Raw genomic sequence first — 19,514 nt, forward strand, 5'->3', positions numbered from 1 at the left:
AGCCGGCCGAGCGGGCACTTCCCGACACCTGAGGCGGGTCGAGCGGGCACTTCCCGACACCTGAGCCGACCGAGCGGGCACTTCCCGACACCTGAGCCGGCCGAGCGGGCACTTCCAGGCACGTGAATCGGTCGAGCAGCCACTTCCCGACACCTGAGGCGGGTCGAGCGGGCACTTCCCGACACCTGAGCCGACCGAGCGGGCACTTCCGTGCACGTGAGCCCGTCGAGCGGGCACTTCCAGGCACGTGAGCCCGTCGAGCGGCCACATCCGTGCACGTGAGCCCGTCGCGAGCGGTCATCAAGTGCCCGGTCGGCGGTGGTGAGAGGTCAGGAAGTGCCCGGTCGACGGTCGTGAGCGGTCAGGAAGTGCCCGGTCGGCGGTCGTGAGCGGTCAGGAAGTGCCCGGTCAGGACAGGGCGGAGCCGGCCTTGTAGTCGGCGTAGGAGGCGTTCCAGTCGCCGTAGCCGTTGGTGAGGGTCATCCCCCGGTCGGTGCCGGTGTACTCCACGACGTCGCCGCGCCGCGTCATCGCGTAGAGCCAGGCGGCGTCGCTGGTGGACATGCCGGTGCAGCCGTGCGAGACGTTGGCGCTGCCCTGAGAGCCCACCGACCACGGGGCGGCGTGGATGAACTCACCGGAGTAGGTGACCCGCATGGCCCACTGGACGTCGTCGATGTCGTAGGCCTCCGGGTCGTCGCGGTTGATGCCGACGGTCTCGGAGTTCATCCGCTTCTCGTCGAACTTCTCGATGATGACCTTGGTGCCCGAGCGGGTGGTGAAGCCCGGCTTGCCGGTCGTGATCGGGAGGGTGCGCAGGAGCGCGCCGTTGGAGAAGACCTGCATCTGGTGGGTCTGCGCGTTGACCTTGTAGACGTGGGCGTCGCCGACCTGGAAGTCCACGGTGCGGCTCTCCTGGCCGTAGACGCCGTTGCCGGCGGGGACCGAGTTGACGTCGATGTCGACCGAGACGTCCGTGCCGGCCTGCCAGTAGGTGCGCGGCCGGTAGTGCACCTCGTTGTCGCTGATCCAGTGCCAGGTGCCCGGCTGCGCCGGCGTGCTGGTGACGGTCATGTGCTTCTCGAAGCTCGCCTTGTCCGTCACCGGGACGTCGAAGGTGACGACGACGGGCATCCCGACGCCCACGGTCTCGCCGGCGAGCGGGGCGACCGAGGGGTAGGTCTGCTCGTCGAGGGTGAGGTCCTGGGTGTGGAACCGCACGGGACGCGTCACGGCCTGGCCGTCGGTGCGCTCGGCGGTGCTGCGGGCCACGTAGTCGGTGCCGGGCTCCAAGCGGCCCGTCGAGCGCCAGGTGCCGTCGCGCAGGGTGCCGTCGACGCGGGTGCCGTCGGCGGCGGCGACCCTCACCTCGGTGAGCTCGCCACCCTCGGCGCTCAGCTCGACCGGCTCTCCGATGGGTACGGCGCGCGCGTTGCGCACCCCCAGTGCGAAGCGCACCGGGTCCGGCTTGTCCACGGCCTCGCTGGCGCCGCCGTCACCCGGTGCGGCGTCCGGCTCCTGGCCGGAGCCCGCGTCGCAGGCCGCCAGCGAGGTGCAGAGCAGCACGCCGGCCAGCGTCGCACCGAGACGACGTACCGAGGACGTGGTGGGTCGGAGCAGAGAGTGCATGCGTGGACGATCCCCCATGAGTGACGCGGTGCCAGGTCACTGCAAGGGTAACCGCGACCCCGAAGGGCACAGAATCAACGCACCACCGACACGCTCAGTGCGCGTGCTCTCCGCGGTAGTACTCGAAGATGAAGCCGCAGAGGGCGATCATGCCGATCGCGCCACCGATGATGAACAGCCACCACGCGCCCATCGCCACGGCGAAGACGCACACGCCGAGCGTCGCGGCGCACCACAGCGGCCACCACGAGTAGGGCGGGAAGAAGCCCAGCTCGCCCGCGCCGTCGGCGATCTCGCCGTCCTTGCGGTCCTCGGGGCGGGGGTCCATCTTCGACGCGTGGAACCCCAGGTAGAGCGAGATCATCAGCGTCAGCAGCGTGGTCATCGTCAGCGCGGACGTGCCCGTCCAGTCGCCGGCGAGCAGCCAGTAGGCCGGCGTCACCAGCACCAGGAAGATGGTGGTGATGATGAAGATCCAGGACTCGGCCTTCACCGGGCGTCTCCTTCGGTCGTGTCGTCGTCGCTGACGCGCTCGCGCAGCATCTCCTCGCGACCGTGCACCTCGGGTGCGTCGGCCGGTCCCCCGTTGCGCTCGGCGTCGTTCTCGGCGAGCTCCAGCATCGCGATCTCCGGGTGGTGGAGGTCGAAGGCCGGCGACTCCGAGCGGATCCGCGGGAGGGTGTGGAAGTTGTGACGCGGGGGCGGGCTGCTGGTCGCCCACTCGAGCGAGCGGCCCCAGCCCCACGGGTCGTCGACGCCGACCATCGGGGACTTCGCCGACACGTAGACGTTGTAGAGGAACGGCAACGTCGAGGCGCCGAGCAGGAACGCACCGATGGTGGAGACCTGGTTGAGCGTGGTGAAGCCGTCCTCGGGCAGGTAGTCGGCGTAGCGACGGGGCATGCCCTCGACGCCGAGCCAGTGCTGGACGAGGAAGGTCGTGTGGAAGCCGACGAACAGCAGCCAGAAGTGGAGCTTGCCGAGGCGCTCGTCGAGCATCCGGCCGGTCATCTTGGGCCACCAGAAGTAGAAGCCCGCGAACATCGCGAACACCACGGTGCCGAAGACGACGTAGTGGAAGTGCGCGACCACGAAGTAGGAGTCCGACACGTGGAAGTCGAGCGGCGGGCTGGCCAGGATGACACCGGTGAGGCCACCGAAGAGGAAGGTCGTGAGGAAGCCGATCGACCACAGCATCGGGGTGTCGAAGGACAGGGATCCCCCCCACATTGTCCCGATCCAGTTGAAGAACTTCACGCCGGTGGGCACCGCGATCAGGAACGTCATGCCGGAGAAGAACGGCAGGTCCACAGCGCCCGTGACGAACATGTGGTGCGCCCAGACCGCGACCGAGAGGATCGCGATGCCGAGCGTGGCGCCGACGAGGCCGACGTACCCGAACAGGGGCTTGCGGCTGAAGACCGGCAGGATCTCCGACACGATGCCGAAGAACGGCAGCGCGATGATGTAGACCTCCGGGTGCCCGAAGAACCAGAACAGGTGCTGCCACAGGATCGGGCCGCCGTGGGACGGGTCGAAGACGTGCGCCCCGAGAAGTCGGTCGGCCTCGAGGGACAGCAGCGCGCCGGCGAGGATCGGGAACGCGATCAGCACGAGCAGCGAGGTGATGAGGGCGTTCCAGACGAAGATCGGCATCCGGAACATCGTCATGCCGGGAGCGCGCATGCAGATGATCGTGGTGATGAAGTTGACCGCACCGAGGATGGTGCCGAGGCCGGCCATCCACAGACCCATGATCCACAGGTCACCGCCCACGCCCGGCGAGCGGACGCCGTCGGACAGCGGGGTGTAGGCGAACCAGCCGAAGCTCGCAGCGCCGGAGGGGGTCAGGAAGCCCGAGGCGGCGATGAGCCCGCCGAACAGGAACAGCCAGTAGCTGAACATGTTGAGCCGCGGGAACGCCACGTCGGGGGCGCCGATCTGCAGCGGCATGATGACGTTGGCGAAGCCGAAGAACAGCGGCGTCGCGAACAGCAGCAGCATGATCGTGCCGTGCATGGTGAAGAGCTGGTTGTAGAGCTCGTCGTTGACGACCTGCTGGCCCGGGAACGCGAGCTCGGAGCGGATCAGCATGGCCATCAGGCCGCCGACCATGAACCAGGCGAACGACGTGATCAGGTACATCTTGCCGATCAGCTTGTGATCGGTCGTGGTCATGATCCGGACCAGCTGCTGGCCCAGGGTCTTGCTCGGGGCCGGGGTGGTGGCGGTGCCGGGGGTCGCGGTGGCGGTCACTCCTGGCTCCCTTCCTGGTCGTCGTCCTCGCCGAGACCGGCCTGCGTGGTCGCGTCGGCCCCACCGAGGAGGGGCTCGTCGGCGACGAAGCCCTGGTCGGCGAGGTCAGCGAGGTAGGTGTCGTAGTCAGCCTGGCTGACCACACGGACGTTGAAGAGCATCCGCGAGTGGTAGGTGCCGCAGAGCTCGTAGCACTTGCCGCGGTACTCGCCGATGACCGTGGGGGTGGCCTGGAACTTGTTGACCCGGCCCGGGATGACGTCCATCTTCATGAGGAACGACGGCACGCCGAAGTCGTGGATGACGTCCGGGGACTGCAGGTTGAACTGCACGGTCTGGTCGACCGGCAGGACCAGCGTCGGGATCTGCGTGGCGGTGCCGGAGGTGTACGGCGTCGTACCGCCCTCGCCCTGCTCGGTGTAGTTGAACGTCCACGACCACTGCTGGCCCACGACGTCCACGGTCACGTCGGGCTGCGGGTCGAGCTCGACGAGGTCGTCCTGCACCTTGACGGTCCAGTAGAAGAAGACGATCACCATCATGATGGGGGCGATCGTGTAGAAGATCTCGAGGGGCAGGTTGTAGCGCGTCTGCACCGGGATCTCGTCGTCGCTGCGCCGGCGGAAGCGGATCACGACCCAGGCGATGAGGCCCCAGACGATGATGCCCGTCGCCATGGCGGCGACCCACGCCCACTTCCACAGGTCGAACGTCGCCGGACCCTGCTCGGTGATCGGCTCCGGCATCGCCAGACGCGCGATCTGGTCACTGTCGGCGGCATCGCACGCGCTCAGGAACAACAGCACGGCGGCCAGCGCCACACCAGTCGCGACCCGACGTACGGGCACGGCTGCACGCTTGGGGAGTTGCAGACCCACGAACGAGCCTCTCTTTCGGTCAGTCTCGACGGGAGGAACACTATCGCCAATATGGGTGGTGGCGAGGGGCGGGTGGGGTGTCGCGGCGCACACGAGCCGGCAGCGGCCCGGCCCGCCGCCCATGGTCTAGGTTCGACGAGTGAGCAATGCGTCCGGCGCCGGTCCCGCGGACGTCGGGGGCGGGCGCCCGGTCGACCTGGACGCCGCCTCCTCGACACCGCTCCACCCGGCCGCCCGCGAGGTGCTCGTCGCCGCGCTCGAGCGGGGGTACGCCGACCCCCGCCGGCTGCACCGGCACGCGCGCGACGCCCGCCTCCTGCTCGACAACGCGCGCGAGGCGACGGCCGACGCCCTGGGCGTCCGCCCCGACGAGGTGAGCTTCACCAGCAGCGGCACCGACGCCGTGCACCGGGGGCTGCTCGGCCTCGTGCGCGGCTCCCGGCGCGGTGACGTCGTCGTCCACCCCGCGGTCGAGCACTCGGCGGTCCTGCACGCGGTCCGGTGGGGCGCGCGGGGTGTCCCGGTCGGCTGCGACGAGACCGGCCGCGTGCACCTCGGCGACCTCGCGCGGGAGGCGACCGCCCCCGAGGTGGGGGTCGTGGCGGTGCAGACCGCCAACCACGAGGTCGGCACGCTCCAGGGCGTGGGCGCCCTCGAGCTGCCCGACGACGTCCCGCTCTTCACCGACGCCTGCGCCTCGATGGGACGGCTCCCCCTGCCCGACGGGTGGGCGGCGGCCGCCGGCTCGGCGCACAAGTGGGGCGGGCCCGCCGGCGTCGGCGTGCTCCTGGTCCGCAAGGGCGCCCGCTGGCGCAACCCCTTCCCCGGCGACGACCGCGTCGACGAGCGCTCCTCGGGCTTCGAGAACGTCCCGGCCGCCCTGGCCGCGGCGGCCGCCCTCCAGGCGGTGGTGGCCGAGCGTGACGAGGTCAACGCCAGCCACCACCGGCTCATCGACGTCGTACGCCGCCGGGTCGCGGCCGAGGTCCCCGACGTGCAGGTCGTGGGCGACCCCGATGCGCGACTCCCCCACCTGGTAACCTTCTCCTGCCTGTACGTCGACGGCGAGGCGCTGGTCCTCGAGCTCGACCGCCGCGGCTTCGGCATCGCCAGCGGCTCGGCCTGCACGTCGTCCACCCTGGCGCCGAGCCACGTGCTGGAGGCCATGGGCGTGCTGACCCACGGCAACGTCCGGCTCTCGCTGCAGCGCGACGCCACCCGCGCCCAGGTGGACGCCTTCTGCGACGTCCTGCCGGAGGTCGTCCGCGAGATCCGCGCGCGGGTGGGCCTGTGACCGCGCCGGACCTCGAGCTCGACTGCCGCGACCTGCGCTGCCCGATGCCGGTGATCGAGCTGGCCCGCCACCTCGGCGACGTCGAGCCGGGGCGGGTGGTCGCCGTCGTGGCCTACGACCCCGCCGCGCGCGTCGACGTGCCGGCGTGGTGCCGGATGCGCGGGCAGGAGTACGTCGGCGAGGACCTGGCCGACGACGGGGCGCCGCGCTACCTGGTCAGGCGCAGCGCCTGACGGGTCTCGGCACGCGGGTCGCGCCTTCGTCCCTCAGGCGCGCCGCTCGCTCGACCACCATCGACGAGTCCGCTGGCGCGTCCTCGTCAGGGGTGCAGGGTGCGCAGGTGCGGCTCGACCTCGGCGACAGCGGACGCGCCGTACGCCGCCTCGAGACGTCGCAGGAAGGCCGCGCGCGAGAGCGTGTACTCCTGGGTGCCGACCTGCTCGACGACGTAGACGGCCAGCAGGCAGCCGAGCTGGGCGGCGCGCTCGAGGTCGAGTCCCCAGCCCAGGGCGGCGAGGAAGCCGGCCCGGAAGGCGTCGCCGACGCCGGTGGGCTCGACCTTGCGGATCTCGGGCACCGCCGGGACGGTCACCGACTCCTCGCCCTTGCGGTCGATGCGCACGCCCTCGGCACCCAGCGTCACGACCCACGTGCCGACGCGCTCGAGGACCTCCTCGGCCGACCAGCCGGTCTTCTGGACGATGAGGCTGGCCTCGTACTCGTTGGAGAAGAGGATCTCGGCGCCGTCGATGAGCGGCCGGATGAGGTCCCCGTCGCCGAAGGCGAGCTGCTGGGACGGGTCGGCGACGAAGGGGTAGCCGCGCTGGCGGCACTCGTCGGTGTGGCGCAGCATGCCCTGCGGGTCGTCGGGGCCGATGAGGACGTAGTCGGGGGCGCCGACCCGGTCGACGATCGGCTTCAGCTCGATCTCGCGTGCCTCGCTCATCGCGCCGGCGTAGAACGAGGCGATCTGCGCGTGCGCGGAGTCGGTGGTGCAGACGAACCGGGCGGTGTGGCGCGTCTGCGACGTGTGGACCGCGGTGCAGTCGACGTTGTGGCGCTCGAGCCAGGAGCGGTACTCAGCGAAGTCCTCGCCGACGGCCCCCACCAGCACCGGGCGCAGGCCCAGGTTGCCGAGGCCGAAGGAGATGTTGGCGGCGCACCCGCCGCGGCGCACCTCGAGCTCCTCGACCAGGAAGGACACCGAGAGCTTGTCGAGCTGGTCGACGACCAGGCTGTCGGAGAACCTGCCCGGGAAGGACATCAGATGGTCGGTCGCGATGGATCCGGCAATCAGCAGAGGCACGCGCGAACACTACCCCTGAGTACTGCTGGGGATACCTCACGGTAGCCACTAGCGTCGGCGCCATGACCCCTCCCGACGGCGCCGCCCGCCTCACCCACGCCCCGCTCGCGAGCACCAGCGAGATGGCCGACGACTGCCGCGCGACGACCCGCAACCTGCGCCTCGAGCGCGCGGCGCGCGCCGCCGTCTCCGCGGCCCCGAGCCTGCGCTACGAGGACTACCCGCGCGAGGTCGCCAAGCGCGACATCCGGGTCAGCGAGGCGGCCGCGCGGCTGGCCGAGGCGCTCTACGGCAAGTAGCCCCGCGCACGCATCCACGACGAAGGGCCCCCGCCGATGGCGGGGGCCCTTCGCGTGGTTCAGGTGGTTCTTCGTCTCACCGGGTTTCGACACGCTCCGTCGCGACTTCGTTCCTCAGTCGCGGTCGCTGCTCAACCACCATCGATCGAGTCCGCTGGCGCGGCCTCGATCAGTGGAACGAGTCGCCGCAGGCGCAGGAGCCGGTGGCGTTGGGGTTGTCGATCGTGAACCCCTGCTTCTCGATGCTGTCCACGAAGTCGATCATCGCGCCGTTGAGGTAGGGGACGCTCATCCGGTCCACGACCACGGTCACGCCGTCGAAGTCGGTGGTCACGTCGCCGTCGAGGGTGCGCTCGTCGAAGAAGAGCTGGTAGCGCAGGCCCGAGCAGCCGCCGGGCTGGACGGAGATGCGCAGGGCGAGGTCCTCGCGGCCCTCCTGCTCGAGGAGGCTCTTGACCTTCGAGGCGGCGACGTCGCTCAGGTTGATCTGGTCGGTGCGGCGGTCAGTGGCGGTCTCGACCTGCTCGGTCATGCGGTGCTCCTCAGAAGTCGAATGGTGCTCGTTACCTCACCAATGGTCGCACACCCCCGGATATTCCCTCGTTGCCCGGCTGCCACCGCTCAGGCGCCCGGCAGCACCACCACGAACACGGTCCACCCCGCCTCGACCTCCAGAGCGGCGGTGCCGCCGTGCCGCTCCGCCACGGACCGCACGAGCGCGAGGCCGAGGCCGGTGCTGGGCACCTCGCGGGACCGGGCCCCGTCCCCACGGAAGAAGCGGTCGAAGACCCGGTCGCGCTGATCGGCGGGCACTCCCGGCCCGTCGTCGGCCACCGTGAGCCGTACGGTGCCGCCGTCGGTGTCCAGCGTCACGGTGACGCGCGTGGCGGCGTACCGGTCGGCATTGGCCAGCAGGTTGCGCACGAGCCGTCCGAGGTCGCCCGGCGAACCGGCCACCGGGGCCGCGCTGACCCCCGAGGTGTCGATGTCGACCCGGCCGCTGGCGCGGAGGCGACGCACCTCCTCGAGGACGACGTCGTCGAGGTCCACCAGCCGGTGGCGCGCGGGACCGTCGTCCTGCCGGGCCAGGAAGAGCAGGTCGCGCACCAGCTGCTCCATCCGCGTCCCGTCCGCGAGGAGCGCGCGGGCCGTGCGTGGCCAGTCGGTGGTCCCGGGGCGTGCCAGGGCGACCTCGAGCGAGGTGCGATACGCCGCCAACGGGCTCTGCAGCTCGTGGGCGGCGTCGGCCACGAACGCCCGCTGGCGACGGTGCGCCTCCTCCACCGGCCGCAGCACGCGGCCGATGAGCATCCACAACAGCGCGGTGGCGGCCACGAGCACCAGCGGTAGCCCCAGGGCCAGCGACGCGAGGAGGCTCATCACCGCCTCGCCGGTCGCCTCCGTGCTGTGGCCGACGTACACGACGGCCCCACCACCGGGGGCACGTGCCCTGACGGCCCAGACGCGGAAGTCCTCGGTCTCGTCGTCGTCGCGGACGTCCTGGAGGTCGTACTGCTCGGCATCGTCACCGTCGGGGACGCGGTCGGTGATCGGGCCCGAGTCGCCCAGGTTCGCCGACGCGGCCAGCACCCGGCCGTCGGCGGCCACCACCTGGGCCACCGAGTCGTCACCCACCTCGGTGACCACCCGGGTGAGCGTGCCCGCCTCGACGGCGGCGGCCACGTCGAGGGCCCGGGTGCGGGAGAGGTCGTCGGCGGCGGCGTGGACCGAGTGCCGGAAGACCAGCACGATCAGCACCGAGGCCAGCACGAGGATCGTCGCCAGCACCACGGCGGAGAGCGCCGTCAGGCGCCTCCGCGTCTGCTCGGTGTCCCGCTCAGCCGCCATGGGCGTCGAGCCGGTAGCCGGCCAGGCGCACGGTCTGCAACGCGGCCCGGTCGAACGGGATGTCGATCCGTTGGCGCAGCTGGCGCACGTAGACCTCCACGATGTTGGGGTCACCCTCGAAGGCGAAGTCCCAGACGTGCTCGAGGATCTCGGCCTTGGGAAGCACCTCTCCCGGTCGGCGCATGAAGAGCTCGAGCAGGGAGAACTGCCGCGGCGTGAGCGGCACCTCGGTGGCGCCCCGCCACACCTGGTGGGCCGCCGGGTCGAGGCGCAGGTCCCCCACGACCAGCTCGGCGGGGCGCGCCACGCCGCCGCGACGCAGGAGGGCCCGCAGGCGCGCCACGAGGACCGGGTACGAGAAGGGCTTGCCCAGGAAGTCGTCGGCTCCCCCGTCGAGGGCTCGCGCCTCGTCCTCGGGGGCGTCCTTGGCCGTGAGCATCAGGATCGGGGTCCAGTTGCCCGCCTCGCGGAGGACGGCGCACAGCTCCAGCCCGCCCAGGCCCGGGAGCATCACGTCCAGGACCAGGGCGTCGTACGGGTTCTCGCCGGCGAGCCATCGGCCGTCCTCGCCCGTCAGGGCCACGTCCACGGCGAACCCCTCGCCCTCGAGACCCCGCTTGAGCGCGCGCGCGACCCGCTTGTCGTCCTCCACCACCAGGATGCGCACGAGGACACCGTGGCACGTCGCGGCTGAATGCGCGCTGAAGGCCGGCCGAGCGTTCCTTCAGCGTGGATTCAGGCGCCGGAGCGCATGATGGGCACGTTCCCCACCCGTTCCACTGCAGGAGGCACCCCATGGACCGCACCAAGCTCGCCCTGACCGGGGCCGCGGCTGCCGCGCTCGTCCTCGGCGGCGGCGGTGTCGCCATCGCCGGTGGCGGCGACGACGACGCGTCGGACACCGCCATCGAGGGGCCCGCGCTGCAGCAGGCCGAGGACGCCGCGCTGGCCGAGACCGGCGGAGGGAAGGTGACCGCGACCGAGGAGGGCGACGAGGAGAGCTACTACGAGGTGGAGGTCACCCTGGACGACGGGACGCAGGTGGACGTCCAGCTCGACGAGGACTTCGCCGTCGTGGGCACCGAGTCCGAGCGCGGCGACGACGAGTCCGGCGCCGACGACTGAGTCGCTGCGCCCTACCGCGACCAGGTGCGCGCGACCCGCTCGGCGAGGTCGCTGAGAGCACCGGACGGGTCGCCGAACGCGCGCTCCTCCCCCACCAGGTCGACGAGCGAGTACGCCGACTCGATGCCCAGCGCGCGCATCTCGCGTGAGCCCACGAGCACCTGCCCGGCCAGGGCCACGCACGGCCGCAGGGCCTCCGCGGCGATCTCCGCGACGCCGTACGGGACCTTGCCGGAGCGGCTGGAGAAGTCGAAGGCCCCCTCGCCGGTGATGACCAGGTCGGCCTGCCGGGCGCGGGCGGCGAGGCCGACGTGCTCGGCGACCAGGGCGATGCCGGGCTCGCGGCGCGCGCCGAGGACCAGCAGCGCGTAGCCGATGCCGCCGGCGGCGCCGGCGCCCTTCTCGAGCGAGGTACGACGATCGGTGGCGATCGCGAACGCCTCCAGCCACCCGTCGATCTCGGCGACCTGCTCCTCGGCGATGCCCTTCTGCGGCCCGAAGGACTTGGTCGTGCCGAAGAGCCCCGTGAGCGGGTTGTCGACGTCCGTGGCGGCGACCAGGGTGATCCCGGCGAGCCGCTCACGCGCCGGGCCGAGGTCGACGGTGGTGACGGTGTCCAGGGCGATCGCCCCGCTGTCGAGGATGCCGTCGGAGACGGCGCCGAGCGCGGCGAGGACGCCGGCGCCCCCGTCGTTGGTCCCCGAGCCGCCGAGGCCGACGACCACCGTCGAGGCCCCGCTCTCGACCGCGGCGATCACCAGCTCGCCCACACCGTTGCTGCTGGCGAACTCCACGCCCCCGTCGATGAGGTGCAGGCCGACGGCCTGCGCGCTCTCGACGTAGGCGACGTCGTCCACGAAGAGCACGGTGGCCGGGACCCGCTCGCCGTGCGGCGCCTCGACCGTCACCGCGAGCAGCTCGCCGCCGAGAGCGGCGTGCAGGACGTCCACGAACCCGGGTCCCCCGTCGGCCATCGGGGCCAGGTCCAGCACGTCGTCGGGCGCGTGCCGGGCCCACCCGGTGGCGATGGCCTCGGCGGCCTCGACCGCGGTGAGGGTGCCGGAGAACTTGTCCGGCGCGATCAGGACGCGCATGGCGTCATCCTGTCGCACGCCCGGGCGGGCAGGACCCCGGGACTACCCCAGGTCCACGATCGCGGCCACCGGTCCGCCACCGTCGGGACCCTGGTGCGCGGCGGACACGGAGACGAACACGGCCGGGTCGCCGGTGACCGCCGCCGCCACGCCCCCCACGGCCGCCTTGATCTGCCGGTGCCAGTGGACGTCGGAGTCGTCGAGCATGGCGTTGCGCCGCCCGCGGACCTGCCCGTCGTGGGAGACCTCGCACTTGAGGAAGACGTTGACGAGGCGGCCCTCGAGGTCGGTGGGGTGCGGACGCTCGGGCAGCTCGAGGCCGGCCGACCGGATCGCGTCCCAGATGCCGTCCGCGTCGAGGGCGTCCTTCATCACCGAGTGGCCCACGCGGTAGCGCCCGCCGACGCCGGTGGCGTTGCCGACGACGACGACCTGGGCCACGTCGAGCTCGACCCCCGAGGAGCACGACGCCACCGCCGAGAAGAGGGACCGGTCGTGCATGACGTCCTCGTCGGCCGGCATCTCGATCTCGCCGAGCGCGACCGCGATGCCCAGCGCCGTGCAGCCGTTGGAGAGGTCCATCGACTCGTGGGTGTGCTCGGTCCACACCGTCTTGCCGCGCGACGTGGCGTCGCGGATGGTGTGCACGGTCAGCAGCGGCGTCTTGGTCTGGACGTAGTGCACGTCAGCGACGTCGGTGATGCCTGCCTTCCCCATCGCGACCCGGACCGCGTCGGCCACCTTCGTGACCATCGCGACCCGGCCGATGTCCTCGGGCAGCAGCACCTCGCTCATCGCGAAGCCGACGGTCAGCCGGGACTCCTCGGTGGGCTCGGCGTCGGTGGTGGCGAAGATCGTGGCGTGCGGGCTGATCACCCCGTCGGTCCCGCCGGACCACACGATCGGCACCTGGGCGACCTGCTCGGCGGGGGCACCCTTGGCGACCAGCACCTCGCGGAAGGCACGGTCGGAGATGATCCGCGTGTAGTCGTTGACCCCGCCGTTGCCCTCGGTCTTGCCGATGATGGCGATGACGCGGTCGGCCGCCATCACGCCGTCGTCGATGAGCTTCGCGAGCTCGCTGGCGTCGGCGACGGAGTGGATCGGGACCTTGCGGACTTCGATGGCACTGGGCATGGGTGTTCCTCTCGGTGGGTGCGTCTAGCTCGGTACGACGACGGTGCCGGCGCTGCCGGTCGGGGATCCCGTCACCGCCTCGACGATGTTGTCCAGGCTGGTGATCACGGCACGGGCCCCGCCGTCCTCGACGAAGCGGCAGACGGCGTCGACCTTGGGTCCCATCGACCCGCTGGCGAAGTGACCCTCCCGGGCCAGCGCGCGCATCTCGGCGACGGTGACGCGGCCGACGGGGGTCGCCTCGGGCGTGCCGAAGTGCAGCACGGCCCGGGGCACGTCGGTGGCGATGACGAGCACGTCGACGGCGATCGACCGGGCCAGCAGGGCGGCGCCGAGGTCCTTGTCGATGACGGCCTCGACGCCGGCCAGCACGCCGTCGTCCCGGCGTACGACGGGGATGCCGCCACCGCCGTTGGCGATCACCACGAAGCCTGCCTCCACGAGGGCGTGCACGGCCGGGGCGTCGATCACCTCGAGGGGCTCGGGCGAGGCCACGACGCGACGCCAGCCCTTCTCGCCGCGGTCCTCCCAGGTCTCGCCGTGCTCGACGAGGTGGCGGGCCTCCTCGGCCGGGAGGTAGCGCCCGATCGGCTTGGTGGGGGTGGTGAAGCCGGCGTCGTCGGCGTCCACGAGGGTGCGGGTGACCACGGCGGCACTGCGCCGGTCCACGCCGCGGCGGGCCAGCGACGCGTCGAGCGCGTCCATGAGCACGAAGCCGAGCGTCGCCTGCGTCTGCGCTCCGCACCAGTCCAGCGGCACGGGCGGCACGACGGCCGCGGCGAGCTCGTTCTTGACCAGCAGGTTGCCCACCTGCGGGCCGTTGCCGTGGGTCACCACGACGTCGACCCCGGCGGCGACCAGGTCGGCCACGGACTCCATCGCGGTCCGGGCCGCGGCGATCTGGTCCTCAGGCCTGGCCCGGCCGTCGGCGGTCATGGCATTGCCGCCCAGCGCCACCAGGGTCCTCATCGCGCCGCCTCGGTGCAGTGACGGCGGGGCACGGCGGACGCGGTCGTCGTCGTCACAGGTGGTCCACCTCCGCGGAGGAGGCGCCGCCGGAGAGCCGTGCGTAGCCCGGGCCGCGGTCGAAGAACGGGTCGTCGTCGGTCCGGGCGGCCCGCGACGCCCGCTCGACGCGTGTCGCCTCCGCGTCGAAGGACACCGAGTCGTCGTCGAGGGACCCGGTCAGCACCACGCCGTAGTCGGCCAGCGCGGCCTCGGGCGACACCTTGCACCACACCACGTCGCGGACCACCAGGGCCGGGTCGCGCACCAGCGGGTCGCCCCAGCCGCCACCACCCGTCGTACGGATCCGGATGACCTCGCCGGCGCGCACCGGCTCGTCGTCGGCCAGGGCGTCGACCTCACGTTCGTGCGGGCCACCCGGGTCGATGGTGACCGAGAACGGCTGGCCGGCCCTGCCTCCCCGCACGCCCCAGCACGCCAGGATCGAGCGGTCGGCGATCGACATGAAATGAGCGTCCTTGAGCATCCGGATGTGCTTCTCGTAGCCGAGGCCGCCGCGGTGCTCCCCCGCTCCCCCGGAGTCGACGGCCAGCCCGAGCGACTCGACGAGGAACGGGAAGCGCGACTCGGTGAACTCGCTGGGCAGGTTGCGGGAGTCGGGCACCACGTGGATGGTGTCCTCGCCGTCGGCGTAGTAGCGGCCGCCGGAGCCACCGCCGAGCACCTCGCGCATGAGGTAGGGCCGGCCGTCGCGGTCCTCGCCGTACACACCGGTGTAGCGGATGGTCTCCTGGTCGGCCGGCATCCTGCCGTCCACCGCCTTGGCGACGACGCCGGCGAGCACGCCGAGGAGCCGGAGGATGACGAAGGTGCGGGCGTTGGTCGGTGCCGGGAACACGGGCGTCAGCAGCGTGCCCGGCTCGGGGAAGCGCATCTCGATGAGCGGCACGACCCCCTCGTTGACGTCCAGCTCGGCCATCCGCTCGGGCGACTCGGCCAGGTTGCGCAGGATCGGCGCCAGCCACTTCTTGAGGAAGACGCCGTCGCTGTAGTCGCCACAGTGGTTGATCGGCCCCCGGGCCTGCGGACCGGTGCCGTCGAAGTCGAGGACCAGCCGCTCGCCGTCCGGGTCGTCGGCCGTCGTCCGGGTCAGGGTGATCCTCTGGGTGTGCAGCTGCGGCTCGTCGACGCCGTCGTGCTCGGCGTAGTCCTCCCAGGTCCACGTCCCGACGGGCACCTGGCTGAGGATCTCGCGACGGTACGTCGTGGTGGTGCGGTCGAGGATCGCGTCGAAGCACGACTCGACCACCTCGACGCCGTACCGCTCGAACAGCTCGCCGAGCCGGCGGGCACCCATCAGGCAGGCCGAGCACTCGGCGTCGAGGTCGGCGGCCAGCGACTCGGGCATCCGGGAGTTGCGGGTCATGATCGCCAGCGCCGCCCGGTTGGGCACTCCCGCGTCCCACAACCGGATGGGCGGCACCATCAGCCCCTCCTCGAACACACTGGTGGCGTGGCTGGGCATCGAGCCCGGCACGGCGCCGCCGATGTCGTCGTGGTGGCCGAAGGCCTGGACGAAGGCGACGACCCTGCCCTCGGCGAGGACCGGCACCGTGACGCAGAGGTCGGGCAGGTGGCCGATGCCACCCTCGGAGCGGTAGACGTCGTTGTGGAAGAACACGTCCCCCTCACGCATCTCCTCGATCGGGAAGTCGCGGGCGACCGGGTGCACGAGCGCGGAGTAGGACCGACCGGTGAGCTTGCGCAGCAGCCGGTCGTGGATGCCGGCGCGGAAGTCGTGCGCGTCGCGGATCATCGGGCTGCGGCTGGTGCGCCCGATGGCCGTCTCGACCTCCATCTCCACGCTGGCCAACGAGCCCTGGACGATCTCGACCAGCACCGGGTCGGCGCTCGCCCCGGCGTCGTCGGTGAGCATCCCGTAGGGGAAACGGGTGGGTGCCCTGCGGCTCATGCGTCGACCTCCCGCGTGACGATGATGTTGAGGAAGTCGTCGATGCGGGCGACGAACCCCGGGTGGACGGGCACCGTCGAGCCGAACTCCTCGATGATCACCGGTCCGGCGACGGTGTGCCCCGGTGGCAGGTCGGGGCGCCACAGCACCGGGGTGTCGGCGTACCCGTCCCCGGCCTCGAAGCACACCGGCCTCGACCCGGTGCGACCGACCGGGGACCCGCGGTCGGACGCGACGTCCGCCCTGCGGATCTCGGGCCGCGTGATCGGCCCGATCCCGGAGACCCGCAGGTTGACCCACTCGACCTGCTGGGAGTCGTCGCCGGAGAAGTCGTAGCCGTAGAGGGCCCGGTGCTCCGCGTGGAAGCGCCGGGCGACCTCGTCGACCGTGTCTGCGTCGAGGGGGCCGTCGGGCACCCCGACGCGCACCTCGAACGCCTGCCCGAAGTAGCGGACGTCCGCCGTGCGCACGAACCGGTGCACCTCGCGGGCGAAGCCCTCCTTGTCCAGCGCCGCCCGCGCCTGGGTCGTCAGGGCGTCGTACGCCGACCGGACGGTCGCGACGTCGAGCGCCCGGTGGAGGGTCACGTGGGTCTGCACGTAGTCGTTCTTGACGTCGACCGTCAGCAGCCCGAACGCCGAGACGTTGCCGGGGTCGGGCGGCACGAGCACCGTGGGGATGCCGAGGATGTCCATGAGGCGGCACAGCAGGAGCGACCCGGAGCCGCCGAACGTGGTGAGGGTGAAGTCGCGGACGTCGAGCCCCCGCTTGACGGTGACCTGGCGCAGCGCGTTGGCCTGGTTCCAGGCGGAGATCTCGAGCACCCCGTCGGCACACGCCTCCGGCGACGTGCCGAGCCGGGTGGCGAGGGCCTCGATGCCGCCCCGGGCCGCCTCGACGTCGAGCGGGATCTCTCCGCCCAGCAGGTGGGGCGGGATGCGGCCGAGGACCACGTGCGCGTCCGTGACGGTGACCTCGCTGCCGCCCTGGGCGTAGCAGATCGGACCCGGGTCCGCCCCGGCCGACTGCGGGCCCACCTTGAGGGTGCCCTCGGGCGAGAGCCGGGCGACGGAGCCGCCCCCCGCGCCGACGGTGACGACGTCGATCATCGGGATCTTGGAGGGGAAGGCACCGACCGAGCCCTCGGTGGTGAGCGTGGGCTCCCCGTCGATGACGACCGAGACGTCGGTCGAGGTGCCGCCGCCGTCGCTGGTCAGCACCCGGTCGAAGCCGGCCACCCGCGCGATCAGTGCGGCGCCGAGCGCTCCGGCGGCGGGGCCGGACAGGACGGTGGTGATCGGCTGGTTGACGACCTCGTCGGCGGAGAGCACGCCGCCGTTGGACTTCATGACGTAGAACGGCACCTTCCGGCCGCCGTACTGCTCGAGGCGCCGGCTGATGCTGGTGACGTACCGGCTCAGCCGGGGCTTCACGGCGGCGTCGACGAGGGTCGTCATCGCGCGCTCGTACTCGCGGTACTCGCGCAGCACCTCGCTGGACAGCGACACGACCGCGTCGGGGTGCTCCTCGCGCAGGATCGCGCGCATCCGCTCCTCGTGGTCGGGGTTGGCGTAGGAGTGCAGGAAGCAGACGCCCAGGGTGTCGATGCCGCGGGCCCGGAACCAGCGGGCCACCTCGCGCGCGCCGGCCTCGTCGAAGGGCCGCACCTCGGCTCCCGTGAAGTCGAGGCGACCGCCCACTCCCTTGACCAGGTCGCGCGGCACGATGCGCGGGGGCTTGACCCAGAAGTAGGAGTTGCCGTAGCCGTCGGGCACCGACTGGCGCGCGATCTCGAGCATCGCGTCGTAGCCCTGCGTGGTGATGTAGCCCAGCGCCTCGACCTTTCCCTCGAGCAGCTGGTTCGTCGCCACCGTGGTGCCGTGGCTCACCGCCGTGACCGCGTCGCCGCTCCCACGGGGCAGCTCGAGCAGGTCGAGGACCTTCTCGATGCCCGCCATGAACCCGTCCGCCGGGTTGCCGGGCGTCGACGGGGTCTTGGTCGTCACCATCTCCCCGGTGTCCTCGTCGAGGGCCACCACGTCGGTGAAGGTGCCGCCGGTGTCGATGCCGATCCGGATGCGCCGGGGTGCTGGGGGCATGCGGACATTCAAACGATCCGGGTGCCGCCCGGCGAGGTCACATGTTGCCGACGGATCGGCGACCTGCTGTCACTTCCTGCCAGCGGCTCGTCACGGTGACCCGGACCGGACGGCTCCAGCGGGTCGGGTCAGGCGGGCACGATGTTCTGGTTGTGGCGGAAGAGGTTGCCCGGGTCGTAGGTGCGCTTGACCTGGGCGAGCCGGTCGTAGTTGCCGCGGTAGTTGTCGCGGATCCGCGACTGGTCGTCCTCGGCCATGAAGTTGATGTAGCCCCCCTCCTGCGAGTGCGGGGCCGTCGCCTCGTAGTAGTTGCGGACCCACGCGGTGTTGGCCTCGTCGTCGGCCGCGTCCGGCCACATCCCGGCGATGACGGTCGCGAAGTTGGCGTCGCGGTAGGCGAAGGCGGTCGACTCCGGCGCCACCCGGTGGCAGGCGCCGTTGATCGGGTAGATGTGCATGGTCGTGGTCAGCTCCGGCACCTGGGACCCGTGCTCCACGTGCGCGGCGATCGCGTCGTCGGTCAGCTCCTGGACGAAGTTGGCCTTCCAGTAGTGGCGCAGCCCGGACGGGTACAGCGCGTCGAAGGCGCTGTTGAGCGCCGGGTAGGGCATCGGCCCGACGTGCTCGGCCACGACCGGTGCCAGGTCGTGGAAGGGCTGGAGGATCCGCTCCCCCTGGTCGAGGTCGCCGGCCCAGCACGCGACCATGAGGGCGAGCCGGTCGCCGTGCCGGTCCTCGGGGATGAACGGCAGGGGCGGAGCCACCTGGAAGGCCGGGAAGCCGCCGAACTCCTCCGGGGCGTCGGCGATGAACTCGCGGTAGAGGCGCAGGAGGTCGCCGGCCCTGTCGAGCTCGAAGAACATCGGCCCGCCGTAGACGTCCTTGACCGGGCTCAGCCGGAACTCGAACGACGTCACCACCCCGAAGTTGCCGCCGCCGCCGCGGATCGCCCAGAAGAGGTCGGCGTCGTCCTTCTCGCTCGCCACGTGGAAGGTGCCGTCCCCGGCGACCACGTCGGCGGACAGCAGGTTGTCCAGGGCCAGGCCCAGCCCGCGGGCGAGGTAGCCGATGCCGCCGCCGAGCGTCAGCCCGCCCACCCCGGTCGTCGAGATGATGCCGCCCGTCGTCGCGAGCCCGAACGGGTACGTCGCCGCGTTCAGGTCGCCCCACGTCGCACCCCCGGACACCCGTGCCGTGTGCGTGAGCGGATCGACGCGGACCTCCCGCATCGAGGAGAGGTCGACCACGACCCCGTCGTCGTTGGTGCCGTACCCCGGGACGCTGTGGCCGCCACCGCGGATCGCGACGGTCATGGCGTTGTCCCCGGCGAACCGGACGGCCGACATCACGTCCCCGGCGTTGGCCGGCCGCACGATCACGGCGGGACGCTTGTCGATCATGCCGTTGCGGACCAGACGGGCCTCGTCGTACGCCTCGTCGTCCGGGGTGATCACGGTTCCTCTGACGTCCTCGCGCAAGGACGCGAGCGCTGCACTCTCCATCGTGGGCCTCCTCGCAGGCAACAGGTGCCACGCAGAGGCAACAGGGGCGTCGGAGGGCGTCACGAGGCGCACGGGGCGCGACAGGATGATGCAGTCGAAACTAGCCCTC

At 71.7% G+C, this 19,514-nt stretch carries 18 protein-coding genes; 4 read left to right on the top strand and 14 right to left on the bottom strand.

The annotated features are described in order from the left end of the window. Positions 1–408: 408 nt before the first annotated feature. The 4 genes from ASG94_RS02220 to ctaC all read right to left on the bottom strand — a co-directional run bounded on the left by ASG94_RS02220 (position 409) and on the right by ctaC (position 4,733). Positions 409–1,629, bottom strand: a complete 1,221-nt coding sequence (locus ASG94_RS02220; protein WP_082623879.1) for a L,D-transpeptidase — start codon at positions 1,627–1,629, stop codon at positions 409–411. A gap of 94 nt (positions 1,630–1,723) precedes the next feature. After that, the gene (locus tag ASG94_RS02225; RefSeq protein ID WP_056924797.1) at positions 1,724–2,122 is read right to left on the bottom strand and encodes a cytochrome c oxidase subunit 4; all 399 of its coding nucleotides are present in this window, start codon (positions 2,120–2,122) and stop codon (positions 1,724–1,726) included. Beyond that, on the bottom strand, positions 2,119–3,885 hold the full coding sequence (gene ctaD / locus ASG94_RS02230) for an aa3-type cytochrome oxidase subunit I (protein ID WP_056924798.1): 1,767 nt from the start codon (positions 3,883–3,885) through the stop codon (positions 2,119–2,121). Before ctaD ends, ASG94_RS02225 begins: the two co-directional genes overlap by 4 nt. Then, complete coding sequence (ctaC, locus tag ASG94_RS02235; protein WP_235537095.1) at positions 3,882–4,733, bottom strand: aa3-type cytochrome oxidase subunit II; 852 nt, start codon at positions 4,731–4,733, stop codon at positions 3,882–3,884. The genes ctaD and ctaC overlap by 4 nt, the downstream gene beginning before the upstream one ends. Positions 4,734–4,902: 169 nt before the next feature. On the opposite strand from ctaC, the gene ASG94_RS02240 reads away from it, so the two are divergent. Continuing rightward, positions 4,903–6,057 carry a cysteine desulfurase family protein gene (locus tag ASG94_RS02240; protein ID WP_056924800.1) on the top strand — a complete coding sequence of 385 codons (1,155 nt, stop codon included), beginning with the start codon at positions 4,903–4,905 and terminating at the stop codon, positions 6,055–6,057. Beyond that, on the top strand, positions 6,054–6,290 hold the full coding sequence (locus ASG94_RS22120; RefSeq protein WP_056924801.1) for a sulfurtransferase TusA family protein: 237 nt from the start codon (positions 6,054–6,056) through the stop codon (positions 6,288–6,290). The genes ASG94_RS02240 and ASG94_RS22120 overlap by 4 nt, the downstream gene beginning before the upstream one ends. Before the next feature lie 86 nt (positions 6,291–6,376). Here the strand turns inward: ASG94_RS22120 and ASG94_RS02250 are convergent, their stop codons facing one another. Then, positions 6,377–7,363 carry a carbohydrate kinase family protein gene (locus ASG94_RS02250; protein WP_056924802.1) on the bottom strand — a complete coding sequence of 329 codons (987 nt, stop codon included), beginning with the start codon at positions 7,361–7,363 and terminating at the stop codon, positions 6,377–6,379. Between the two features lie 62 nt (positions 7,364–7,425). Here ASG94_RS02250 and ASG94_RS02255 point away from each other — a divergent pair, with 62 nt between their 5' ends. Further along, positions 7,426–7,662 (top strand): hypothetical protein, encoded by a 237-nt coding sequence (locus tag ASG94_RS02255; protein WP_056924803.1) that lies wholly within the window; start codon positions 7,426–7,428, stop codon positions 7,660–7,662. A gap of 169 nt (positions 7,663–7,831) precedes the next feature. On the opposite strand, the gene erpA is transcribed toward ASG94_RS02255, so the two are convergent. The 3 genes from erpA to ASG94_RS02270 form a co-directional block, all read right to left on the bottom strand. Continuing rightward, positions 7,832–8,194 carry an iron-sulfur cluster insertion protein ErpA gene (erpA, locus tag ASG94_RS02260; protein WP_056924804.1) on the bottom strand — a complete coding sequence of 121 codons (363 nt, stop codon included), beginning with the start codon at positions 8,192–8,194 and terminating at the stop codon, positions 7,832–7,834. A gap of 89 nt (positions 8,195–8,283) precedes the next feature. Next, positions 8,284–9,510 (bottom strand): sensor histidine kinase, encoded by a 1,227-nt coding sequence (locus ASG94_RS02265; RefSeq protein WP_056924805.1) that lies wholly within the window; start codon positions 9,508–9,510, stop codon positions 8,284–8,286. Further along, on the bottom strand, positions 9,500–10,177 hold the full coding sequence (locus ASG94_RS02270; RefSeq protein WP_056924806.1) for a response regulator transcription factor: 678 nt from the start codon (positions 10,175–10,177) through the stop codon (positions 9,500–9,502). Before ASG94_RS02270 ends, ASG94_RS02265 begins: the two co-directional genes overlap by 11 nt. 128 nt (positions 10,178–10,305) lie before the next feature. On the opposite strand from ASG94_RS02270, the gene ASG94_RS02275 reads away from it, so the two are divergent. Next, positions 10,306–10,635 carry a PepSY domain-containing protein gene (locus ASG94_RS02275; protein ID WP_056924807.1) on the top strand — a complete coding sequence of 110 codons (330 nt, stop codon included), beginning with the start codon at positions 10,306–10,308 and terminating at the stop codon, positions 10,633–10,635. Positions 10,636–10,646: 11 nt separating this feature from the next. Here the strand turns inward: ASG94_RS02275 and ASG94_RS02280 are convergent, their stop codons facing one another. The 6 genes from ASG94_RS02280 to ASG94_RS02305 form a co-directional block, all read right to left on the bottom strand. Further along, positions 10,647–11,729, bottom strand: coding sequence for a glycerate kinase family protein (locus tag ASG94_RS02280; RefSeq protein ID WP_056924808.1), 1,083 nt, complete (start codon positions 11,727–11,729; stop codon positions 10,647–10,649). 42 nt (positions 11,730–11,771) lie between these two features. After that, positions 11,772–12,866: a ring-opening amidohydrolase gene (locus ASG94_RS02285; protein ID WP_056924809.1), complete on the bottom strand. Its 1,095-nt coding sequence runs from the start codon at positions 12,864–12,866 to the stop codon at positions 11,772–11,774. 24 nt (positions 12,867–12,890) lie between these two features. Beyond that, positions 12,891–13,835, bottom strand: a complete 945-nt coding sequence (locus ASG94_RS02290; protein ID WP_056924810.1) for a carbamate kinase — start codon at positions 13,833–13,835, stop codon at positions 12,891–12,893. Between the two features lie 52 nt (positions 13,836–13,887). After that, entirely contained in the window at positions 13,888–15,804 is a 1,917-nt protein-coding gene (locus ASG94_RS02295; RefSeq protein WP_056924811.1) for a hydantoinase B/oxoprolinase family protein, read from the bottom strand. Further along, a complete protein-coding gene (locus tag ASG94_RS02300) occupies positions 15,801–17,903 on the bottom strand; it encodes a hydantoinase/oxoprolinase family protein (RefSeq protein WP_056924812.1) in 2,103 nt (700 codons plus the stop codon). Before ASG94_RS02300 ends, ASG94_RS02295 begins: the two co-directional genes overlap by 4 nt. A 128-nt stretch (positions 17,904–18,031) precedes the next feature. Further along, complete coding sequence (locus tag ASG94_RS02305; RefSeq protein WP_056924813.1) at positions 18,032–19,405, bottom strand: FAD-binding oxidoreductase; 1,374 nt, start codon at positions 19,403–19,405, stop codon at positions 18,032–18,034. Between the last annotated feature and the right edge of the window lie 109 nt (positions 19,406–19,514).

This window comes from Nocardioides sp. Soil805, assembly GCF_001429625.1.
GTDB lineage: Bacteria > Actinomycetota > Actinomycetes > Propionibacteriales > Nocardioidaceae > Nocardioides.

Excerpts from the sequence above, each read along its gene's own strand:
- ASG94_RS02280 (WP_056924808.1), bottom strand. The coding sequence starts at position 11,729 with ATGCGCGTCCTGATCGCGCCGGACAAGTTCTCCGGCACCCTCACCGCG.
- ASG94_RS02305 (WP_056924813.1), bottom strand. The coding sequence starts at position 19,405 with ATGGAGAGTGCAGCGCTCGCGTCCTTGCGCGAGGACGTCAGAGGAACC.
- ASG94_RS02290 (WP_056924810.1), bottom strand. The coding sequence starts at position 13,835 with ATGAGGACCCTGGTGGCGCTGGGCGGCAATGCCATGACCGCCGACGGC.
- ASG94_RS02255 (WP_056924803.1), top strand. The coding sequence starts at position 7,426 with ATGACCCCTCCCGACGGCGCCGCCCGCCTCACCCACGCCCCGCTCGCG.
- ASG94_RS02285 (WP_056924809.1), bottom strand. The coding sequence starts at position 12,866 with ATGCCCAGTGCCATCGAAGTCCGCAAGGTCCCGATCCACTCCGTCGCC.
- ASG94_RS02265 (WP_056924805.1), bottom strand. The coding sequence starts at position 9,510 with ATGGCGGCTGAGCGGGACACCGAGCAGACGCGGAGGCGCCTGACGGCG.
- ASG94_RS02275 (WP_056924807.1), top strand. The coding sequence starts at position 10,306 with ATGGACCGCACCAAGCTCGCCCTGACCGGGGCCGCGGCTGCCGCGCTC.
- ASG94_RS02220 (WP_082623879.1), bottom strand. The coding sequence starts at position 1,629 with ATGCACTCTCTGCTCCGACCCACCACGTCCTCGGTACGTCGTCTCGGT.
- ASG94_RS02300 (WP_056924812.1), bottom strand. The coding sequence starts at position 17,903 with ATGCCCCCAGCACCCCGGCGCATCCGGATCGGCATCGACACCGGCGGC.
- ASG94_RS02295 (WP_056924811.1), bottom strand. The coding sequence starts at position 15,804 with ATGAGCCGCAGGGCACCCACCCGTTTCCCCTACGGGATGCTCACCGAC.
- erpA (WP_056924804.1), bottom strand. The coding sequence starts at position 8,194 with ATGACCGAGCAGGTCGAGACCGCCACTGACCGCCGCACCGACCAGATC.